Source organism: Flagellimonas algicola, assembly GCF_005937185.1.
GTDB classification, from domain to species: Bacteria; Bacteroidota; Bacteroidia; order Flavobacteriales; family Flavobacteriaceae; genus Flagellimonas; species Flagellimonas algicola.
Genome location: NZ_VCNI01000002.1, coordinates 293,183 through 314,396 on the forward strand (window position 1 = coordinate 293,183; position 21,214 = coordinate 314,396).

A 21,214-nucleotide genomic window follows, 5' to 3' on the forward strand; every position below is an offset into this window, starting at 1 on the left:
GCTATTGTTTTGTATTTTACAATCGGAAAATTGTGGGAAACACCCTATCTTTGGGATATGGAGACAGTAAAAAAGAACCAACATATAGGACGTAAGATTAGCCGTATCCGTGAGCTTCGGGGTATGAAACAGGAAACTTTAGCGGAGGCATTGGGAGTTAGCCAACAGAGTGTTTCCAAATTAGAGCAATCTGAAACCATTGAACCAAAAAAATTAGAAGAAATTGCTAAAGTCCTAGGTGTATCTCCTGAAGCAATAGAGAACTACAGTGATGAAGCAGTTTTCAATAATATCCAGAATAACTATGATGGCTCTGTGATTCATTCAGGGCCAACTGTAAACTATGACTGTACTTTCAATCCATTGGACAAAGTAGTAGAGCTATATGAGCGTCTTGTTGAAGCAGAAAAAGATAAAGTGGCCTACTTGGAAAAGCTTTTGAATAAAAACTAAAAGATTACCGCGCTCAGTAGTATTAGTCCCTGGTAAGATTTGGGGCTTGCAGCACTCAGCTATGCTTCGTTTGCCTTCTTCTCACAAGATTAGAGTTTAATTTCATATCTAGCACTCCGTCCTCCACCTATCGGAACAAAGATTCCTTTCTCAACCAAATCCTGCAAATCTCTAGTGGCCGTAGCTTTGGAAGCTCCTGTAAGAGAAACATATTTTCGCGCGTTCATGCCTCCTTCAAACCCCTTGTGTCCTTCGTCTAACATCCGTCGAACTCCTTTTTTCTGACGCTCATTGAGTCTATCCTTGTGCTGATCAAAGAATTTGGTCTTTTTTAAGGTAAACTCGATTTCTTGCTCAGCATCTATTTGTGCATCAAGTACGGTCTGTATAAAATAATTGATCCACTCCGTTATTTCATTAGAACCTTGCGCTTTTTTTAGAGCATCATAATAGGCATTTTTGTTGCTCTCAATGGACTTAGACAAACTGAAAAGTACTGGACGATTTATACTTTGGGACAACGCTTTTTCAGCAATCGCTCGTCCTATTCTTCCATTGCCATCCTCAAATGGGTGGATAGATTCAAAATACAGATGAGCAATAGCGGCTCTTAAGATGGGTTTCTTTATAGTATCCTGAGCTTTATTGAACCATATAATGAAATTATCCATTTCAGAAGGCACTTTTTCTGAAGATGGTGCCTGAAAATGAACCACCTCCCTGCCCATGGCCCCGGATACAATTTGCATAGGCTCCTCATGAGTTCTCCATTGACCCACTTCCAAAGAAGTGTTGCCTTTCATCAACATGGAATGCCAACCCAACAATTCTTTTTCACTAAGGGGTTCATTGAAATTCCTTCGGACTGCCAACATTAGTTCTGCAACGCCTTCAGCTCTTTTGTCCTTGGTCAAGGGAACATCTGGTTGAATGCCCAAATTCCTTTTGATAGAAGACATTACATCATTTCGACTCAGATATTCACCTTCTATCTCTGAGGTCTTTATTGCCTCAGAAACCATAAGGTTTATCATGGCTTCAGTTTGTTCCTTTTCAGAAAGTCCCTCTAAAACGCCACTGATTCGTCCAGTTCTTTGTGCAAAGTCAAAGAGTAAGTCGTCAATATCAGTGGTTTGATATCGAAAATTAGGCCAATCTTTTTGTTGCCAATTGTATCGCATGAGCCGAATAGAATCTCTAATCGGCTCAAAAATATAAAAAATATGAGTTGATTACTAAAATAAATGGCTCAAAACCCAGAAATGTTAGTAAATCGATTACAAATTCATTTTAAATCCAATTATTCGAAAGTATTGCAATTGAATTATCTTAGACTATGTTAAAGAATGAATTTAATAATAATGCATCCTCAATAAAAGAGGCAATCAACAATGACCGTTTGGTTGTCTTTGCAGGTGCAGGGGTGTCAAAAGATTCTGGAATTCCCTTATGGAATGAACTACAAGAAGGAATCAGAGAAAGATTAAATGAGGAAACAAGCGAAGTTGATCCATTAAAAATAGCTCAGCTTCTCTATAACGAAAAAGGCGAAAAAGAATACAACGACATTTTAAAGAAGCTTTTGTTTGAGAAGCAAGATAGCCCAAACCAACTTCACGAAATATTATTTGAACTGAACCCTCAGCATATCATTACAACAAACTATGATCATCATTTTGAATCAATAATTAATGATCATGGACTACCATTCTCTATTGTCTCAAAAGATGAGGACTTGCCATATGCCTCTCAAAAAAAACTACTAATAAAGTACCATGGTGATTTTGAAAATCACAATATTGTTTTAAAAGAGAATGACTATTTAGAATTTTCTAAAAATCATACTTTAAAAGAGGTTTTCGTAAAATCATTATTTAGTAACAAGGTAATTCTATTTGTTGGCTATAGTGTTTCTGACCCGAATCTTAAATTACTGATTAGAGAAATTCAATATTTACTAAAAAAACACCACCAAAGAGCGTACATGCTAACTTCTAAAGAAGAAGTGAACGCAACTGAGATAAGATACTTTGAGAGTTTAGGAATCAATATTGTAATAGCGGATAAGGATTTGGTCAAATCCCAAGAAAAAAAGAATTCTAAATTATCTGAAATAGGGTTAAAAGCATATAAGACTTTACTACATATAAGAGATTTTAAAGTATATGATTATAGAAGTGCTGATGCAGGCATTAAACCAAACAATTCAAAAATTATTGATGAATTGTATAATTCTCTGGCTAGGTTTCACTACATAAGAGTACTTCCTCAAAAGAATTTAGCTGGATTATATCCAATATACAAAAATGCCAAACAAGAACCTGGATATCTTGTGCTTGACACTTCATTAAAAGTCTTCAACGAGGATTTATATCAATTAATATCAGAATATAAGGGAAAAGATGACGACAATTTTTCAGATGATGAAAAAGAAAAATTAAACTACTCTCTGTCTAGAATAGCTATGTCCGGGATTCATACAATAGGCCATGCTGGAAATATTGATTCCATGGGAAGCTATCCAATTAAAGATGAGATGGATTTCCATAAGAAAATCAATTACAGTAGTTGTGACTGTATAGATTGTACTTTAAATGATTACGACTATTCGACTGCTCTGAACAAAATCTTCAAATACAATATTGATGATAAAACTTCTTTATGGGATGACCTCATTTACTTTTATGGGTTATACAGAACAAAGGATTTTTACAATTGTTTTTTGGCTTTGAGAAATATCATTGTCAAGGCCAATAGACTCAAAAAAATGGAAGTTAGTTTTTTGGCAAAATACAATTTGAAACAACTAAAATGGCTTATAAGAAATGATTTTTTAAATGATAGAATAAATTGGAAAGATATTCAGGATATTGAAAAGCAGATAGATAAGATTGATTTAGATGAAGAATTGGATAAGGCAAAATATTTTGTTGATGAAGATTTATACTCTTTTTTAAAGGAGGTTAGAGATGGAGTTTATATTCAAAGATTGTGTAATGAAATAGATGAGATTTTTGTTAAAGTCCCTAAAACTGTCGAGAGTATCGAGAAAGGTGGATCTCACAGTAGTAATGTTTTTGGAAATCTCTATAACTCTGTTAGTCTTTTAAAAGAGTTTTTGGAGGGAAATTTCCTATTAGGAAATGGATTTTCACCAATTCAGTACACCCTAAATAAATCCATTAATTCTTTTGTTTTAGGTTATTATCTTAAAAATTTTGCAGGTATTAAAAAACACAGTTTTTTAGGTTTTGGACTTGCTCATATTACAGAATTCGACACATTCTTATTTAAGTTAATTGTTGAAAACTCAAATCACAAAGAATTAGTTCAAATCCTAGCTAAAAACAAAATAAAGAACATTCAAATTGGGAAAAAAAGTTCTGGACAAATCACTTCTAAGATTAATAATTTCTTGAAATCCAGTTATAAGATTCCCAAATATTTTGGAAAAGAACCTGTTGAAGATAGAACACTCACTTCCACCATTGTCCAAAATCGAAGTCTTAGGGAACATATGATTGAGAAGATAAATGGCATACTCATAGTAATGTCATATTTTGATTTAAACGAACATGCTTTAAAAACGATATATTCCAACCTAAATCACTACATCAATTTCGTTGGGATAGGTGATGAAAATTACTCATATCTAACAAGATTTTATAAAAGAAAATTTGAATTTATTGATGAGACTGAACTTGTAAAAACCTTAGACTTGTTTGATGGTCAAAGCATTATAAATGACGCCTACATGTCCATTCTGGACGCTCTAAGAAAGAAAAACAAAAACTTCACACGAGATATTCCAATAGACAATTATGATTTAAACAAACACAGTCCTGGCTTTTCCACAATATTCAAAATATTACCTCCTGAAAAGAAAAAAGATTTCAAAAAGATTCTTAAGACTAAACTTGTGGAAGAGATGGATGGTCAAATGTTCTACATATCCATTTCAAACAAAGTATTGGCAACTCAGGAAATTAAAACTCACTACAAAAAATTAATTAGTAAAAAATTGGAATTAAACATGGGAGATTCTGACGTAGATGACAGTTTTGTTCTATTTAGAATTAAGCAATTTTTTGATTTGGTAAATAAGGGACTCATTGACACAAAAGGTATAGATGTAAAAAGTATTTCTGAAGAAAGGTTTAGGTTTTTATTGAATCCTGAAAGGTTTTCTCAACAAAATTTTAGGACCGATTGGTTAAAATATTTTAACTGGGATTCTTATTGTGAACGTTATGCTAAGTTAGAATATATCATATTGGCGCTTGAAAGGTCTTTGGAAAGTGAATTTGATGAAAAACTAAGTAGAGTTTATTTCAAAATGAAAAAATGGATCAAATAACTCAACTAAGTTTATTTCACAAAAATACTGATGCCACTTCTACAGAGAGAGGTTATGAATTTCAAAAATTGAAAACCATAGAAACATGGCTTCAAAATAAATTATCAAATAGTGAAGAGGTAATCTATTACGATTATGAAGATGATATTTTTCAAAGAAATCTTGATGAACTTAAATCTACTTTTAGGCAATTGAAACTCTATTCATCAAATTTTTCTTTTTCAAGTGTTGAAATAAAGAAAGCCATCACTCATTTTTTCACTCTTTATTGCCATGAAGAATATGCATTAGATCAGGTTAAATTTGTTTTTGAGGCTAATTCTAATATATCAAAACCATATGATGGTAATGATGCGAGACTTCTCAAAGAATGGTTTGAAAATCAAGAATCCTTGGAAGGAGAAGTTTTGGATAATTGTATACAAAAGGTCAAGCAAATCATTTCTGATTTTATCAATGCTGTTAAAAAAGAAGATTCTGAGATTCTTAAAGCAAAAAAAGTATTTGAAACTTTAAAAAAAGATGATGAATTCTGGAAAAAATTCACAAAAACAATTCGATGGCAATTTGAGGGAGTTGAGCCGGAAGAAGCTATCACGAATTCCTTAAGAGATATAGGTGTATTAATATTTAAGCTTCCTTATCCACTTGAAGAATATCATGTTCAAAGTTTACTAAATTCTTTTCATTTTCATGTAAGCCAAGCTGCAACCAAGGAAAATCCTCAAGACAGACTTTTGAGTAATGACTTGTTGGAAAAACTCGTATTTAGTGTCTTGGGGGGAGATGCTGAGGAATACGGGAATGCAATTGAACAATACAGGGAGAATCAAGAAGTTACAAACTTCTTTCTTGGAAAGGTGTACGAAACCATAAGTTGGTCCAGATATTACCGTCAACATGAAAACTTAGATGGGCATAAGGTTATTTGGAATAATGTTTTAGCAAACTATTTAAATCACGAGAACACTCCAGATTTTTGCAAAAAAGATATTCTTTATGAGCTGTTGTTCCTAAAACTTCAACCAACACTAAATTTCGAGTTTAAGGACCCAGACTCAAAGGATGTTGCTCAATATGGTCAGAGGTATTTTGAATTGGTTCCCAATGAATTCAATGATACAAACAGTATTGAAGATGCCGTTAATCTTTTTTCAATTCTAAGAACGGCAAACCTGTTCAACATCATCGATTTAAACAAAGAATTTTTTGAAGAATGCTTGGCAAGATTGGAGGCTTGTTTGTTGGACAAAACAAAAACGGAGAATATTAATCACAGGTGTGGGTACTTGGAGTCATACTCTTTTTTACTTCTAACACTAAAATATCCAAATACAAAAAATAAAGAAGAGGTCTTTAAAGAAAGTATCGCTATTGTTGAGCAAATAATTGAATTAAATAATGATGCGCCGCTTTACAATTATTCTAATTTATATGAAAGAATAAACGGTATGATTAGAGGGCTTATTCTAAAAGGTTATACGAAAGAATATGATGTTTTGATTGATGAGCTGGAAAGACTTAGTGATAGGCTTAGCCCAATAATCGAAAAAAGAGAAGGTAGTTTTGCTTTGGCAAAAAAATATAGAAATCGAGGAATAGATTATTTAAAATCCTCAACAAGAAGAAAAGATTTATTAAAGTCTTTGGATTATTTTCAAAAAGCAAAACTCCTACTATTTCAAGAGGAAACAAAAGAGGGTTTTATACTTGCTCTTCTGAATATTTCGCAAGTTTATAGCGCAATTGGATTCAATATCGCGGCTAAGTTTTATGCACTTGCGGGATTTTATATGGCTATTGGTGAAGAAAGATATCTGAATAAAGTTCCTAAATCAGCCGCGCTAATTCATCATTATGATTTTATTCAAGGAGCATGGATTAATTGTATGATGGATATAGAACCATTCCTCAAATCACATAGAGAATTCATAGGGAACTGGGATATGGAACAGAATGTTTCAATGAGAGAAGCGTTTATTAACCATTCCCTTGTGCTTTTCGCAACACCGATTTTATCACCTCAAACTTCGGTTCTTGTAAATCAACATTTAATCGGACTAGGAGAATTAAAGGATGTTCACTTCGACGGGCTTATTGAGCAATGGACCTTGCAGCTTGACTCAGATGAAAATGTAGCTAAATTAATTAGAGGGAAAATCATTGATAATCCTTTAAATGATTTAGGGCCACGTAGAATAATTCGGTTTAACGCATTTGGTATTCTATGGGCAATAGAATTCGGGAATGAGTATGAACTAAACATTTTGGGAGAAGAGTTTTGTGCCATTTTTCAAGTTTTTCTATCTGAAATGTGTATTAATTTTAAAGATTTAAAATTTTGCGAAAAAACCAAGGAAGTTCATATTGTACTTGAAAAAGGAGATAAGTTAATCCCTCCTAAAGAGGTCGATAATTCTAATGGTAAAATATCATGGAAAGTATCATTACCAGAGAAAAAAAAGCCAAAACCCTATTACCCACTTGTTCTATCAACACTAAATAATATTATGAGGAGCGTATCCGACAAAAGTTTGAATATGTCAGATATTTTCTTAAAACTAACTAAAGATTATGACCTTGGTTCAAAAGCGACAATTGTTCAACCCTACGAAAAGTTGTATCAAGATTTCTTTTCAAAAGACAGCTACAATGTATTAATGCGTACGGGTTTTGAAAATGTAGAGTCTGATGAAAATTATGTCAAAGAAAACGATGTTATAGCCTAGCAGATTTTATACCAATTAACAATTGAATATCCTTCTGGATAAACTAGGCATGAATCCTCAAACACTTCAGTTCCTTATCCAAACCAAGAAAGATTATTGCTTAAAAAATAGAATTGTTTATACGTAATACTTCGATGGGAGACAACAGGAAGCCAAACAAATATGTTTACATGAAAAAATACACTTTCAAGAGAATTGAGGTAAACAATTTGGATGATTTTCGAAATGATATAATAAAGTGCTTAGGTGATGAAATCTTTGAGTGTAATACTCTAGATCAATTGGTTTACAAAAGTCTCAAAGTCATACATCCTGTGTATAAAAATCTGAAGAATGAAGATCAGAGTTTACAGAACAAGTCTTTAAAAGTTTTGGAACATTTTGGGTTCAATAGAACTGGAAAAATCCATGTTTCGGTCAGAGGAGAGAATGGGGAAAGAATTCTTTTGAATGAAGAAAATAGGTTATTGAGCCCCAAACAAAAATTCTTAAATCAAATCATTAGATTCAAACAGGTGCCTAAAGCGCATCTGGAGTATCTCGTTGGCAATTCTGAATATCACTTAAAAAAAATGACACAATTAGTAAACAGGTATTTCGAAACTCCATTTATAGCAAAGATGTTTTGGAAAGAGGAAAAAGTACCATCCAATCAAAACGAGAGAATGCTACTTGATTATTATAAAAGATGTTTAAGTGAGCAGCAATTCATATTATCCTATAGATTTGGAGAAAAAATAAAGGAAAGAGCTATAGTCAAAGCCACTAAAATGCCGATAAACCTTCCGATGAACTTATTTGACTTTTTTGATTTTCCATATTACTCTTCTAAAACATATTCAGAAGGATACTTTGACCATGAGAAAATAGATACGGTATATCATAGACTTGTGGAGACTACAGTCCATGAGGAGGATGAGAATCTCACGAAGCTATATTTTAGAAATAAACGTATTTTTTATTCAAAATTATTTAAGGAGTACCACTCAAGTCAATATTTTAAAGATATTAAATATTACTCGCAAATATTACCTCTGAGCAATACTAGAAAAAATGTTTTAAATGAATTGGAGTTTTTATTTCAGAAGAAGAAGTGGGTCAGTTTTTATGGAATAGCCTTGTCTCAAATTGAAGGTTTGTTCCTAGAAATGACCAACGTTGTTGGGACAAAGGGTAAAAGGTCTATGTACCATAAGATTAACGAAATTAAAGATTCTGATAGTACCGGAAACTTGGATTACTACCAATACTATATTCCTCAATTGCGCAACAAATTTATGCATGGAGCTTTGGATGGCGAAGAAGGTATTAAGGAAAACTCTTTTGACTTACTAACGGATATTAGGTATTTATTGATGATTTTTCATGAGTTAGACAATCCGTTGGTCAAACTAAAGCGGATACTAAGTAATTCAAATTATACATTTTCCACTATCGAAGAGATAACTTCGTTCTTCCAAATATTAAGTGATAAGAATGAATCTTTAAGGGGTTTTGTAAAAACACACGCCCATGAAATAAAAAAGTTTCTAAAAGAAAAGCTAGTTGAAAACAAAAACTTAGAGGTAATTGTCTCTAACCTCCAAAATGAGGTTAAAGATGCCATTGAAATTACAATAAGATTTTTGGATACAATATTTCTTGAGAAAGGTTTGAACTTTGGTTTTTCAAACTCACACACAATCAAAATCTTCTTTGATAATGAGAACAATCGCAAATTGCTTCAAAAAGAGTATTTTATTTTAGGAAATACATTTAACGAGTTGAGCATCTACAATATCTTTCTCACCAAGTATACAAAGTGGATTGAGATGAATGATTCCTTATCATTTTATCTAAAAAACATTAGTCAAGAATATAAAGCCGATTTACAGAAACTAATAGTTATTTCCAGACTAGTAGAAGATTGACAATGTTTTGAATCACCCTAATCCATAATGTTTTAATTTCTCATAGTATTCACTACTGTTTAGCAGAATCATAGGAATTTTACAATAAAAATCATTATTAAATCCAAATTCAAAGAAGAGAGCATATTTATTGTATGGAGGCCTAAACTTTTCCATATATTCAGTAAACAATTCAATTTGGAATTTAAATGCCCTAGTCGTTGGCACCTCAAGTTCCTCTTCTAAATCAACAGTTGATATTTCACCATCCAAAGGCATTTTAATTTTATATGTTATCGATGGCCGCAATATGTTCAGCCTTGGCATGTCATGTCGAACGGGTCCAGCCATGCCCATCGGAAGTCTCTTGGTTCTTACTTTGATGTTCGTAAGCAATAAAGTTTTGTTCGATTGATTGATAAAACTGAAATTGAATACAGGAAAAAAGGATTTATAAACCGCAATCTTAAATGCATTTTTTGAATTTTCGATGGGAATCCAACCACATCTTTTTTTATCAACTGAAACTGAGATGAATTGTATTTTGGAGTCTTTGTTTTTTAAACTTATTTTTTTGTCTAAGACATCTTGTTGCAAAATATCCCCTTTTGTAATTTTCGAATGACATGTAGGACATAGCAGAATTAAATTATGTATTTCATGATTTGTTGGATTTTCGTCAATGTGATGAATTTCGAAATGTCCAACATCTTCATTAGAACAGAAAGGACATACAGATCCAATTTCTTTTTGAAGTATAGATCTTATCTTGGTCTTTTGAGGAATATTTGTTTTTCTCTTCAACACTATTGAATTGAACTAACAAAATACTAAAAATGAAGTCACACTCCCTAATTATTTAAAAATCACTAAACTAAACAATTATCATATTGGGCAACATTGCTACGCAAAGCATAGAAAGAAAAAGTATTTCAGTGGGAAGATTTCGGTTTTTATAGGATCCTCAGGGTTTCGCCCAAGAAAATTCAAAGTCGATTAATCAAAATAATTAATTGGGATTTCTAGCATTAAAAATAGAATACATCAAATTGGAACTTGAAGAATTCTTAAAAGTAGAATTTGATTATAAATTGAGTAAATTTATTTCAAGATGAAAAAGCATTGATAAAACTGTTAAAGTATGTTAAAAAGTGAGCAATTCGGTGCCTCTCAAAAATGACCCTTTTGCAAGCCCTATAAAATGGGCATAAACTCTTAAAAGTTCGAGTCCCGTCCAGACCGCAAAAGCTCCGAAGGATTCGGAGCTTTTTGCTTTTAAGTAGCTGTATTTCAGTTAAATACATTGAGTCAAAAAAACCTTGATTCTTTTCCGTGCTGCATTCGTGCTGCATATTTTATGCAGAATGATCTTCTTTAAAGCAAATAATATTTCGGAATATATTGATTATCAGACAATTACGATAAAGGTGCTTCAAGATTAAAAATTGGGAGTAAAATCCTGTAAAAACGTTTGGACCGCAAAAACTACTATTTCTTCAGAGATTTTTATTCCTAAGTATTGAATTTAGGCGAAATCAAAGAGGCTATCCTCAATATCAGTGGATTGATATTAAAAATGGGTCAATCTTTTTGTTGCCGATTATAGCTCATGAGCCGATTAGAGGCGTTATTCGACTCAGAAACAATAAAAATATGAGTTGATTAACACTATTATTTAGCTCAACATCCTAACAATTATATTATCAATTACAGATTTGTGTAAAATCTTGATTCCAATTTTGAGTATTTTGGAGCAGCCGATCCAAAACCAACCCCATGCTAAAAAGAACAATCTTTGTAATACTTCTACTGTTTTCTTGTTATTCCGTATTCTCCCAGAAAGATGAAATCAGCTTAATCTCTTGGAATATCAAAGATTTTGGAAAAACCAAGAACAGCGAGGAATTGAACAAAATTGCAGAAATTGTAATGGATGTGGACATTCTTGCCATACAGGAAGTAGTTGCCGGGTTTGGAGAAGCACAAGCTGTGGCCAAACTTACAGACATCCTAAATCGTAAAGGTAGTAAGTGGGACTATGTTATAAGTGAACCCACTAACAGTCCAAAGTATGTTACCGAACGCTATGCATTTATCTGGAAAACAAGATATATAAAAATCAAAGATCGGGAGTTGTTGATTTCTCAGTTAGATTCTCTAATCGATAGGGAGCCATTTCTATTGAACTTTTTCTTGGATGAGCGAACATTAGCGGTAGTCAATTATCATTCCAGACCCTACAACAAAGACCCGGAAAGCGAAATTGAAGCTCTTTCGAAGTTTGTTATCGATTCCATAAAGACTCCAGTAATCATTGCAGGAGATTTTAATGTGGATGAAAAATTAAGGAGTGTATTACTTCTGTGAGCAACAATTCCCCTAAAAGTCACCTTCCCAACATGGTATGCTCAATGTGGTTTTGACCATATCTGGTAAAAATTTGTTAAAAGCTTGTGAGTAATGTAAATCAAACATACTTTTATAATGTAAGAAAGTATATTGAATTGCGGTTTAAAGCTTTTGTTCTGAATCCCGCCCAACCACCTTTATCAAAATAACATGCTAAGTAGCCCTGACTTCCCAATCATTTCAAGATCAAATAGGTCCCAAACCAATATATGTAGATTAACATTCCAATTTTTGGCCCTTGCATTACTTTGTATTTTCCTTTTCAGTGGATGTTCCAATCAACGCATCGAAGGTTCCTGGGCCTATCAAGCTTCTATACCGGAGGAACCAGAATACCAATTGATTGATGGGGTCATGAAAATTGAACTGAAGGATTCCCAATATCAGGTATCGTTGATTTCATATCAAATGGAACGCATTGATTTGGACAGCATAAGCCTTTCCAACAACGAAACCTTAACCGGTTTTTTGATGGACGAGGACGAGGACGAACTCGAAGAAGAGGAAGACGAAGATGGTGATGAGGAGGAGGAGGAAGGCGAGGATGAAGAAAATGAGAACGAAGCAGACGAGGATGATGATACTGATGAAGAAAATGGTATTGTACTTTCTGGAAAATTCAATGGCTCCATTTTTAAGGGGTATTTCCGCTTTGAAGGCGAAAAGATTCCTTTCACGGCCACACGCCTATCTGATGAACCCATCTCCATTGATAGGTCGGATATCACCTACATATTGACGGATAATGATCTAAGTGAAACCGAATTCGACCTGGACCATCGCGGTATCATCGAACAAATGGATGGTGAAGGATACTCCGACGGTGCCAAAATTTACAATTCCAATTGCATAAACTGTCATGGCACACCTGATTTGGAAGGGTCCTTGCCCACAGCATCCAAATTCTGGCAGCAGTCGTTAAAATCAGGGAGCGACCCCTATTCCATGTACCAAACCATCTCCAAAGGATTTGGGGCTATGCCACCTCAATTGAGCTTGACGCCAAAACAGAAATACAACGTACTCACCTACATCAGGGAGCAGTATATCCGAAAGGGAAATCCAGAAGATTATTTTACCATAACCCCTGGATATTTAAGTACCCTGCCGGCAGGGAGTTTAACAGGGCCTGACTCTGAAGAGAACCAGCCATGGTCAGAACAGGATTATGGCAACTTCTTTTCAAATACCATAGAACTTGTAGACTCTGAAACTGGACCTGAACGATATCATTCCCCAGGACCAGTGCCCTATGCCGACGAAGACTATTCAAAAAACAATTTTGCTTATAAGGGAATAGCTGTGCGATTGGATGAAGGTGAAGGAGGTGTTGCCAAGGGCAATTCGTGGATGATTTTTGATCATGATGTGCTTCGGGTGGCCGGGGGTTGGACCGGCGAAGGTTTCATTGACTGGAACGCCATTTTACTTAACGAACAACATGAAACCTATCCGCGTACCGTGGGAAAACTCCATTTTGAAACTCCAGTTGGGCCAGGATGGGCCAATCCTAAAAATGGTTCCTTTGAGGATCCTAGATATACCGCCAGGGATGGACGGAAATTTGGGCCATTGCCCAGGGAATGGGCAGATTACAACGGGCTTTACCACCATGAAGAACACATTGTGTTTTCTTATTCCGTTGGCAAAGCCAACATTTTGGAAGAATTGGGCAGGGAACACAAAAATGGGCAAACTATTTTTACCCGAACCCTGAATATTAGTCCCACTTCGGACATTTTAAAAATGAGAGTGGCTCCAGCCCAAACCAAGGTTGGAATTAAGGGAAAGGGAGCCTCCCTCTCCACCGAAAATGGCTTTGTAATCATGACCATTGCCAAGTCGCAAAAAGCCAATGTAAAATTGTTCATTGCCAATGCAGAAAACACGGTAATGGACGAAGTGGTCAGAGCTTCAAGCGGGCCTGAATCGCTTCAGAAATACACTAGTGGAGGCAAGGCTCACTATCCAGAAGTATTGACCACCTCCATTATTAAAGGGTCGGAAGACAAATTGTTGGCCATAGATCAACTTACACCTCCATTTGACAACCCTTGGAACTGCCAAATGAAATTTAGTGGTATAGATTTTATACCGGGGGGCGATGAAGCGGTACTCTGCACAACAGATGGTGATATTTGGTCAGTTAAGGGCCTTTCTGAAGGCAATATGTTCCTTAAGTGGAGGCGTATTGGAGCCGGATTATTTCAGCCACTTGGAATCAAGGTTATTGATGGGTTGATCTATGTCAGTTGCCGGGACCAGATTGTTCGCCTACAAGATTTAAATGGAGACGGGGAAACCGACTTCTATGAAAGTTTCAATCATGATCACCAAGTTACGGACCACTTCCATGAATTTGCCATGGGACTGCAGACCGATTCCCAAGGTAATCTCTACTATGCCAAAAGCGGAAGACACGCCAGGGAAGCACTTATTCCACAACATGGCACTTTAATAAAGGTGAGCAAGGACGGTAAGGAATCAAAAGTTATCGCATCAGGATTTCGAGCAGCAAACGGAGTTTGCATCAATCCTGACGGCAGCTTTCTGGTCACAGATCAGGAAGGATATTGGAATCCCGCCAACCGCATCAATTGGGTGCAGGCCGGTGCAGAAGATAAATTTTATGGCAATATGTGGAGCTACAACCCTCCCAAGGATACCACCCGATTGGCTATGGAAAAACCCATGGTATGGGTAGATATGGAATTTGACCGCTCTCCTTCGGAGTTGTTATGGGTGGATAGTGAAAAATGGGGAGCTATGAATGGTAGCCTATTGAGCTTTTCCTATGGGTATGGCAAAATTCAAATGGTACTGCATGAACAGCTCAATGGTCAAGCACAAGGTGGTGTTATAGATATTCCCGGCACCAAATTTTATACCGGGGTCATGCGCGGAAGATTCCATCCTACTGATGAACATTTGTACTTGTGCGGTATGGCGGCATGGAGCACTTCCAGCAATGTAAGACCTGGAGACCTGTATCGAGTTCGCTATACTGGGAACCCTATTCCAATGCCTATTGAGATGCATGCCACAGACAAGGGAATGACCTTAAAGTTTGCTGAAAAACTTGATCCAAAATCTGCTACGCAAATTACCAACTATGAGGTCAACACATGGAACTTTATCCGAAGCAGCGATTACGGATCTGAGCGCTATGACGTTACCAAGCGTGAGGTATCAAAAGTAGCTTTACAAGCTGATGCAATGACGGTGGACTTGGTTATTGAAGGTATCCAACCCGTAGATGCCATGACCATTACATACAGTTTAAATTCGACAGCTGGGGTAGCTTTACAAGGTACTGTTCAAAGTACCTTGCACACCTTGGCCAAATCAAATTAATGGCATTAACCCATAGAGAATTTTGTTATTTAAGTTTCTTTCTTAACTTTAATTAGTATATTGTGTGCTTAAAATATTTCGCAGCCAAACCTAAATACGAACCATATTTTAACCAAAGATGAATCAGCAAAACCAAAATAGACTTTTTTATGGCAGTTGCTTTGCCTTGATCACAACCGCCTTTTCGTTCAGTATTAGGGCTGGGGTGCTCCCACAATTGGGTGAAACCTTTGAACTGTCCGCCAAACAATTGGGCTTCATCAACCAAATGTGGTTCTTGGGATTTCCAATATCAATGGTTCTGGGGGGTATCTTTTATAATGCCATTGGGCCTAAAAAAATAATGCAATTTGCATTCTTAACCCATACATTAGGTATTCTGCTTACCATATATTCTGGAGGATATGTAGGACTTCTGATTTCCACCTTGCTCATTGGAATTGGGAATGGCTGTACAGAGGCCGCTTGTAATCCCATGATTGCCGACAGTTACTCGGGCAAGACCATGAATACGCTGTTGAATCGATTCCATATGTGGTTTCCTGGGGGTATTGTCTTGGGAAGTCTGATTTCACTTTTGATGACCAAATTAAACTTGGGTTGGGAAGCCCAAATTTGGATCATATTGTTGCCGACAATCATTTATGCCTATTTATTTTATGGGCAAAAATTTCCGGTACCTAAAAATCTGGAAACCAAGTCCCTAAAAACAAATTTATCCGCAATACGGTCTCCCCTATTTCTCTTTATCTGTCTTTGCATGACCTTGACCGCAATATCAGAGTTCGGACCTACGCAATGGGCGCAACTCATTTTGTCCAAAAGCGGCGCTGAACCCATGGTCATCCTGGCTTTAATAACCGGTGTAATGGCCATTGGAAGATATTTTGGAGGCGATTTTGTACATAAGTTTGACCAAACCGGGGTACTCTTAGGTTCATCAATCCTAACAACTATTGGAATATTCCTGTTCAGCATTTCTGCTGGGCCAATGGCCTATGTAGCAGCTATATGCTTTGCCCTTGGTGTCTGTTATTTTTGGCCAAATATGATTGGACTTGTGGCGGAAAAAATCCCTCTGAGTGGAGCCTTTGGAATGTCTATTGTTGGTGCTTTTGGAATGTTTTCCACATCCATATTCCAACCGATTATCGGCAATTGGATTGATAAAGCTGGCGAAAAAGCAGCATCCATGGGATTATCGGGTGATGCTATGGAATTGGCCGCAGGTCAGGCTACATTGCAGAAAATGATTTCTTTTCCAGGTATATTGATTGTCTTGTTCATTGTTTTGTTTTTTTGGGTAAAGAAGATAAAATCAGAAACACAACAAGCATAACTTCGGAAGATATGGCTCAGTAAAATCATTGAAAACACAAATACTAAAAAAGAATAGCCAGATATGAAAATCGGCATGAACATGCTACTGTGGACGGATTATGTCACCTTAGAACTTCAACCCATCTTTGAAGAGCTTAAGGAAACGGGCTATGACGGGGTAGAAATTCCATTGGGCGAGGGAAGTGTTGCCCATTATACTGCCCTAGGGGAACAGCTTGCGAACATGGGAATGGGAACCACCTGTGTGACTTCCCTAACCAAAGAGGCAAACATTGCCAGTACCAATCCCTATATCAGGCAAAAAGGAATAGATAGATTAAAGTGGGCAATAGATCGGGCCCATGCCCTCAAAGCCGATGTACTGTGCGGCCCCATACATTCCGCTTTCGCTCATTTTGAAGGAAGGCCTCCAGAACTGGAAGAAAAAAAATGGAGTGCCGAACTCTTGCGTGAAGCCGGGGACTATGCAAAGCAAGCCGAAATTATCTTGGCTCCCGAAGCCTTAAACCGTTTTGAATGCTATTTGGTGAACACGGCGGCAGATTTAAAACAATTGCTGAAAGCGGTAAACCATTCAAACGTTAAGGCCATTTACGACACCCATCACGCCAATATTGAGGAAAAAAGCCATCAAGTAGCCATAGCCCATTTGGGCAGCGATTTACAACATGTTCACATAAGTGGCAGCGATCGCGGCACCCCAGGAAAAGGTCAAATCGATTGGGATGAAGTCTTCGAAGCTTTAAAAGCGATCGATTACCAAGGCTGGCTAACCATTGAGGCATTTAGTGTCGCCATTCCACGATTTGCAAATTCCATCAACGTGTGGCGTGATTTTTCCCCAACAGAGGAAATTTACAAGGAAGGGATACAATTAATTCAATCTAAATGGCACGATTAAATAGAATAGGCACATGAATAGACCTAAGTTTTCTTTAGGCAGTTGGGCATTTTCCTTTGGCCCCTTTGAAAAGAACCCCTGGTCCTTTCCAGGTTTCTTGTCCTATGCGGCCGAGGCTGGGTACGACGGAGTGGAGATCAATGGTTTCCGTCCGCACCCCCACCCTGATGTATACAATACTAAGGAAAAGTGCAGTGAACTTCGCAAGCAAATTGACGGTTATGGATTGGGCATTTCAGGTTACGCTCCTGATTTTACCGCTGTGCCCCCTGCAGAAGTGAACCCAAAGGAATATCTCTTGGAAATTGAAAAATCCCTGAACTTTTGCAATGCCATGGGGATTAAAACCCTGCGTGTAGACACCGTGAGTCCTCCCAATTATTTAGAGCTGGAGACCTATTTGCAAAGGTTTGATAACCTAGCCAAGGCCTGGCATAGCGCTGCTGAATTATGCAAAAAGCATGGTGTGACCTTGGTTTGGGAGTTTGAACCCGGATTCTGGCTGAACAAGCCCAGCGAGATAAAATCCATTGTGGAAGCTGTTGACCATCCAAATTTTAAGCTGCTGTTTGACACCAGTCACGCCCATATGTGTTCGGTTATTGGCGCCAGACATAACGGGTCCAAAGAGATACTTGCCAATGGAATCGTGGAGCTTGCTGAGCACTTGAAAGGACACATTGGTCATTTTCATTTAATTGATAGCGATGGCACCTTGCATGACAATGAAACCAGCACCCATACCCCCTTTGGGAACGGAAATATTGATTTTGAACGGGCACTAATTGCCTTAAGAAAGGACGTGGAACCTTTGGAATGGTGGTGCTTCGATTTTTGTTTTTGTCCCACTACGGAGGTGGATGCAAAAAAGGCCATTCCCTTTGTGGAAAATGTAATCAAAAAAATAGGATGAGTTACTTCGCGGATTCCAACGGAATAAAAATTCGATATCAAATAAAAGGCAAAGGAGAGCCGCTGGTACTGCTCATGGGATTTGGGGCCGATGGAGATACATGGGAAAAGCATGTGGCCGAATACCAGCATCATTTTAAATGCTATTTAATTGACAACAGAGGTGTAGGCGGTTCGGACCAGCCCAAAGGACCTTATTCCACCAAAATGATGGCAGAGGACACCATAGCCGTGATAAACCATGCGGGTATTGACACGGCAAAAGTGGCCGGTATCTCCATGGGGGGAGCCATTGCGCAAGAACTGGCGCTGAACTTTCCAGAAAGAGTATCGAAACTGGCCTTGATCAGTACTTGGCCCAGATTTAATACCTATGCCAAAACAGTTTATGAAAATCTGAAGAAAATACGGGTTGCCAGTAAGCCTGAAGATTTTATGGAGCTATTGCAGCTCTGGATATTTGCGCCACCTTACTTTGAAGGAGGTTTGCAAAGTCTAAAAGAAGGACAACGTTCCGCCGCTTCCAATTCCAATCCCCAGTCCAGATTTGGTTTTGAAGGTCAATTGGATGCATGCATACAACACGATACTGTAGCTCGACTTGCCAATATCAAGGTGCCTACCTTGATCACTGTTGGCGAAAAAGACATTTTTACTCCTCCAGAATTTTCCAAAGTGCTTCATGAAGGAATCAAAGATTCCCGTTATGAGTCCTTTCCTGACGGAGGACATGTGCACCATTGGGAGGATTTGGAACGGTTTAACCAACTGACAACACAATTTTTAATCAATGACTAAAACCATGGACAGCATAAAGATTGGCTGCGAAACCTATACTTGGCAAATGACCGGGGAGTCCTATAAGGGCAAACTAGATCACATCATGGGAGTTGCTTCCAAAGCCGGATTTTCAGGAATAGAACCTGAAACCAGTTTTTTTGGGACCTTGGAAGACCCCATCAAAATGAAAGAGGCCCTGGACAAGTACGATCTTGAATTGGCCGTTTTATGCCATGTGGAAGATTGGCGGTATAACAAAGAATCAGAGGCCGAACGACAAAGAGCTGACCAATGGATGGATTTTCTATCCCATTTTCCAAATACGACCTATCTCCTGGTCCAGATGCCAGGTTCAGATCGCCGTGATTTGATCAATCGACAACGGAATTTGGTCTCCTGTTTAAATACAATTGCTCAACGTGCCTTTGATAGAGGAATAGTTTGTTCCCATCACCCCAATTCCCCAGAAGGATCTATTTGTCGGGTAGAGGAAGATTACGACATCATCATCAATGCCCTCAATGCTGAACACATTGGATATTGCCCAGATGTGGGTCATATTGCCAAGGGCGGCATGGAACCTTTGGAAATAATTAAAGAGTATAGGGAACTGGTCAATTTGGTCCACTACAAGGACATGTACGCTGATGGCAGGTGGGCACCCACGGGAGAAGGCATCATCGATTTTAAAAACATCACCCAATATTTGGTGGATACGGACTACAAGGGCTGGATCATTTTTGAGGATGAATGTGATCGGGCCATCACAGATCCAGACGGGGTAACCCTCTTGGATGGTAAATACACGCAAACACAAATACAGCCGCTGCTCTAAAGCAGCCATAACTAAAGACGAATACAATGAAATCACTTTATTATTTTTTCTTTGCCTGCGTATTTATATGGAGTTGCAAAGAGAAAAGCGCGGACCAAAAAGCTGAAGGAGAAACTGCGCAACAATGGATCAGTTACAAGGGCGATGCAAACCAACCCCATATTGTTTTGGTTTCCGGAGATGAGGAATACCGCTCTGAAGAGGCACTTCCCCAAATGGCCAAGATTTTGACGGAAAGGCATGGTTTTAACTGCACCGTGCTCTTCGCTCAAGATCCCAAAAAACCAGGTATTTTGAATCCGAACAATGTGAACAACATCCCAGGTCTAGAGCAGCTCGAATCCGCGGATTTGATGATTTTATTTACCCGATTTAGAGCTTTACCTGATGATCAAATGCAGCATATTGACAACTACCTCAAAGCTGGGAAGCCTGTAATTGGGATACGAACAGCCACCCACGCTTTTAATTTTGAAGACGGGGGAATTGAGTCGAGTTACAAGCACTACGGGAATTTTTATGAAGGTGACGATGCTTGGAAAGATGGTTTTGGCAGACTGGTATTGGGCGAAAAGTGGATTTCTCACCATGGCGTACACCGTCATCAAAGCACCAGGGGAATTCCCGCGCAGGGGGTGGAAGACCACTCCTTGCTAAATGGCATTGAAGCTGGTGACATTTGGGGACCGTCAGATGTTTATGGTGTTAGATTGCCCCTGCCCGGTGACGCCCAACCCATTGTTTTGGGGCAAGTGATAGATCGTGAAGCAGCCTATGACGAAAACGACAACCTTTATGGAATGCGTATCTCCGATAATAAGCTGGCTACAACCAATTTAATTGAAATTGAAGAGGAGGAGGAAGAGGACGAAGAAGAAGAGGAAATGGAAATGGATGAGGAAGAGGAAGAGGAAGAGGACGAAGAAGAAGAGGATGAGGATTGGGAAGAAGAGGATGAAGAGTACAATCCAAACAACCCCTTAATGCCCATTGCTTGGACAAAAAGTTACCAATTGCCTGGAGGAAAACAAGGAAAAGCCTTTGCCACTACCATAGGGGCATCCACAGATCTTGTGGCCGAAGGAACAAGACGAATGTTCATCAATGCCACATACTGGTGTTTGAATTTGGAGGTGCCGGAAAAGGCCAATGTGGACCTTATTGGGGAGTACAACCCAACTCCTTTCGCATTTTTAGAAGATGAGCATTGGGAGAACTTAAACAAAAGTATTTCATCGATAAAGTAATCCGTAT

At 37.7% G+C, this 21,214-nt stretch carries 14 protein-coding genes; 12 read left to right on the forward strand and 2 right to left on the reverse strand.

What is annotated here, in order from left to right; translation table 11 throughout:
• The first annotated feature begins 57 nt into the window (after window positions 1-57).
• Complete coding sequence (locus FGG15_RS10255) at window positions 58-453, forward strand: helix-turn-helix domain-containing protein (protein WP_138835907.1); 396 nt, start codon at window positions 58-60, stop codon at window positions 451-453.
• Between the two features lie 89 nt (window positions 454-542).
• On the opposite strand, the gene FGG15_RS10260 is transcribed toward FGG15_RS10255, so the two are convergent.
• A complete protein-coding gene (locus FGG15_RS10260; protein ID WP_138835910.1) occupies window positions 543-1,634 on the reverse strand; it encodes a Fic family protein in 1,092 nt (363 codons plus the stop codon).
• Window positions 1,635-1,789: 155 nt separating this feature from the next.
• On the opposite strand from FGG15_RS10260, the gene FGG15_RS10265 reads away from it, so the two are divergent.
• The 3 genes from FGG15_RS10265 to FGG15_RS10275 all read left to right on the forward strand — a co-directional run bounded on the left by FGG15_RS10265 (window position 1,790) and on the right by FGG15_RS10275 (window position 9,449).
• Window positions 1,790-4,810 (forward strand): SIR2 family protein, encoded by a 3,021-nt coding sequence (locus tag FGG15_RS10265; RefSeq protein ID WP_138835917.1) that lies wholly within the window; start codon window positions 1,790-1,792, stop codon window positions 4,808-4,810.
• Complete coding sequence (locus FGG15_RS10270; protein ID WP_138835919.1) at window positions 4,798-7,539, forward strand: hypothetical protein; 2,742 nt, start codon at window positions 4,798-4,800, stop codon at window positions 7,537-7,539. Before FGG15_RS10265 ends, FGG15_RS10270 begins: the two co-directional genes overlap by 13 nt.
• Before the next feature lie 170 nt (window positions 7,540-7,709).
• Window positions 7,710-9,449 carry a hypothetical protein gene (locus tag FGG15_RS10275; RefSeq protein ID WP_138835921.1) on the forward strand — a complete coding sequence of 580 codons (1,740 nt, stop codon included), beginning with the start codon at window positions 7,710-7,712 and terminating at the stop codon, window positions 9,447-9,449.
• Between the two features lie 12 nt (window positions 9,450-9,461).
• Here FGG15_RS10275 and FGG15_RS10280 read toward each other — a convergent pair whose 3' ends face one another.
• Window positions 9,462-10,232 (reverse strand): HNH endonuclease signature motif containing protein, encoded by a 771-nt coding sequence (locus FGG15_RS10280; protein WP_138835923.1) that lies wholly within the window; start codon window positions 10,230-10,232, stop codon window positions 9,462-9,464.
• A gap of 972 nt (window positions 10,233-11,204) precedes the next feature.
• Between FGG15_RS10280 and FGG15_RS10285 the strand changes: the two genes are divergently transcribed.
• The 8 genes from FGG15_RS10285 to FGG15_RS20190 all read left to right on the forward strand — a co-directional run bounded on the left by FGG15_RS10285 (window position 11,205) and on the right by FGG15_RS20190 (window position 21,207).
• Window positions 11,205-11,795 carry an endonuclease/exonuclease/phosphatase family protein gene (locus FGG15_RS10285; protein WP_202619545.1) on the forward strand — a complete coding sequence of 197 codons (591 nt, stop codon included), beginning with the start codon at window positions 11,205-11,207 and terminating at the stop codon, window positions 11,793-11,795.
• A gap of 273 nt (window positions 11,796-12,068) precedes the next feature.
• Complete coding sequence (locus tag FGG15_RS10295) at window positions 12,069-15,191, forward strand: DUF6797 domain-containing protein (protein ID WP_237561798.1); 3,123 nt, start codon at window positions 12,069-12,071, stop codon at window positions 15,189-15,191.
• A gap of 118 nt (window positions 15,192-15,309) precedes the next feature.
• Window positions 15,310-16,530 carry an MFS transporter gene (locus FGG15_RS10300; RefSeq protein WP_138835927.1) on the forward strand — a complete coding sequence of 407 codons (1,221 nt, stop codon included), beginning with the start codon at window positions 15,310-15,312 and terminating at the stop codon, window positions 16,528-16,530.
• A 63-nt stretch (window positions 16,531-16,593) separates the two neighbouring features.
• Window positions 16,594-17,433: a sugar phosphate isomerase/epimerase family protein gene (locus tag FGG15_RS10305; RefSeq protein ID WP_138835928.1), complete on the forward strand. Its 840-nt coding sequence runs from the start codon at window positions 16,594-16,596 to the stop codon at window positions 17,431-17,433.
• Window positions 17,434-17,446: 13 nt separating this feature from the next.
• Complete coding sequence (locus FGG15_RS10310) at window positions 17,447-18,346, forward strand: sugar phosphate isomerase/epimerase family protein (RefSeq protein WP_138835930.1); 900 nt, start codon at window positions 17,447-17,449, stop codon at window positions 18,344-18,346.
• Window positions 18,343-19,143 carry an alpha/beta fold hydrolase gene (locus tag FGG15_RS10315; protein ID WP_161991951.1) on the forward strand — a complete coding sequence of 267 codons (801 nt, stop codon included), beginning with the start codon at window positions 18,343-18,345 and terminating at the stop codon, window positions 19,141-19,143. Before FGG15_RS10310 ends, FGG15_RS10315 begins: the two co-directional genes overlap by 4 nt.
• A 4-nt stretch (window positions 19,144-19,147) precedes the next feature.
• The gene (locus FGG15_RS10320; protein WP_237561799.1) at window positions 19,148-19,960 is read left to right on the forward strand and encodes a sugar phosphate isomerase/epimerase family protein; all 813 of its coding nucleotides are present in this window, start codon (window positions 19,148-19,150) and stop codon (window positions 19,958-19,960) included.
• 26 nt (window positions 19,961-19,986) lie between these two features.
• Entirely contained in the window at window positions 19,987-21,207 is a 1,221-nt protein-coding gene (locus FGG15_RS20190) for a hypothetical protein (protein WP_138835936.1), read from the forward strand.
• The last annotated feature ends 7 nt before the right edge of the window (window positions 21,208-21,214 follow it).

Excerpts from the sequence above, each read along its gene's own strand:
- FGG15_RS10255 (WP_138835907.1), top strand. The coding sequence starts at position 58 with ATGGAGACAGTAAAAAAGAACCAACATATAGGACGTAAGATTAGCCGT.
- FGG15_RS10315 (WP_161991951.1), top strand. The coding sequence starts at position 18,343 with ATGAGTTACTTCGCGGATTCCAACGGAATAAAAATTCGATATCAAATA.
- FGG15_RS10305 (WP_138835928.1), top strand. The coding sequence starts at position 16,594 with ATGAAAATCGGCATGAACATGCTACTGTGGACGGATTATGTCACCTTA.
- FGG15_RS10260 (WP_138835910.1), bottom strand. The coding sequence starts at position 1,634 with ATGCGATACAATTGGCAACAAAAAGATTGGCCTAATTTTCGATATCAA.
- FGG15_RS10275 (WP_138835921.1), top strand. The coding sequence starts at position 7,710 with ATGAAAAAATACACTTTCAAGAGAATTGAGGTAAACAATTTGGATGAT.
- FGG15_RS10265 (WP_138835917.1), top strand. The coding sequence starts at position 1,790 with ATGTTAAAGAATGAATTTAATAATAATGCATCCTCAATAAAAGAGGCA.
- FGG15_RS20190 (WP_138835936.1), top strand. The coding sequence starts at position 19,987 with ATGAAATCACTTTATTATTTTTTCTTTGCCTGCGTATTTATATGGAGT.
- FGG15_RS10320 (WP_237561799.1), top strand. The coding sequence starts at position 19,148 with ATGGACAGCATAAAGATTGGCTGCGAAACCTATACTTGGCAAATGACC.
- FGG15_RS10285 (WP_202619545.1), top strand. The coding sequence starts at position 11,205 with ATGCTAAAAAGAACAATCTTTGTAATACTTCTACTGTTTTCTTGTTAT.
- FGG15_RS10310 (WP_138835930.1), top strand. The coding sequence starts at position 17,447 with ATGAATAGACCTAAGTTTTCTTTAGGCAGTTGGGCATTTTCCTTTGGC.
- FGG15_RS10300 (WP_138835927.1), top strand. The coding sequence starts at position 15,310 with ATGAATCAGCAAAACCAAAATAGACTTTTTTATGGCAGTTGCTTTGCC.
- FGG15_RS10270 (WP_138835919.1), top strand. The coding sequence starts at position 4,798 with ATGGATCAAATAACTCAACTAAGTTTATTTCACAAAAATACTGATGCC.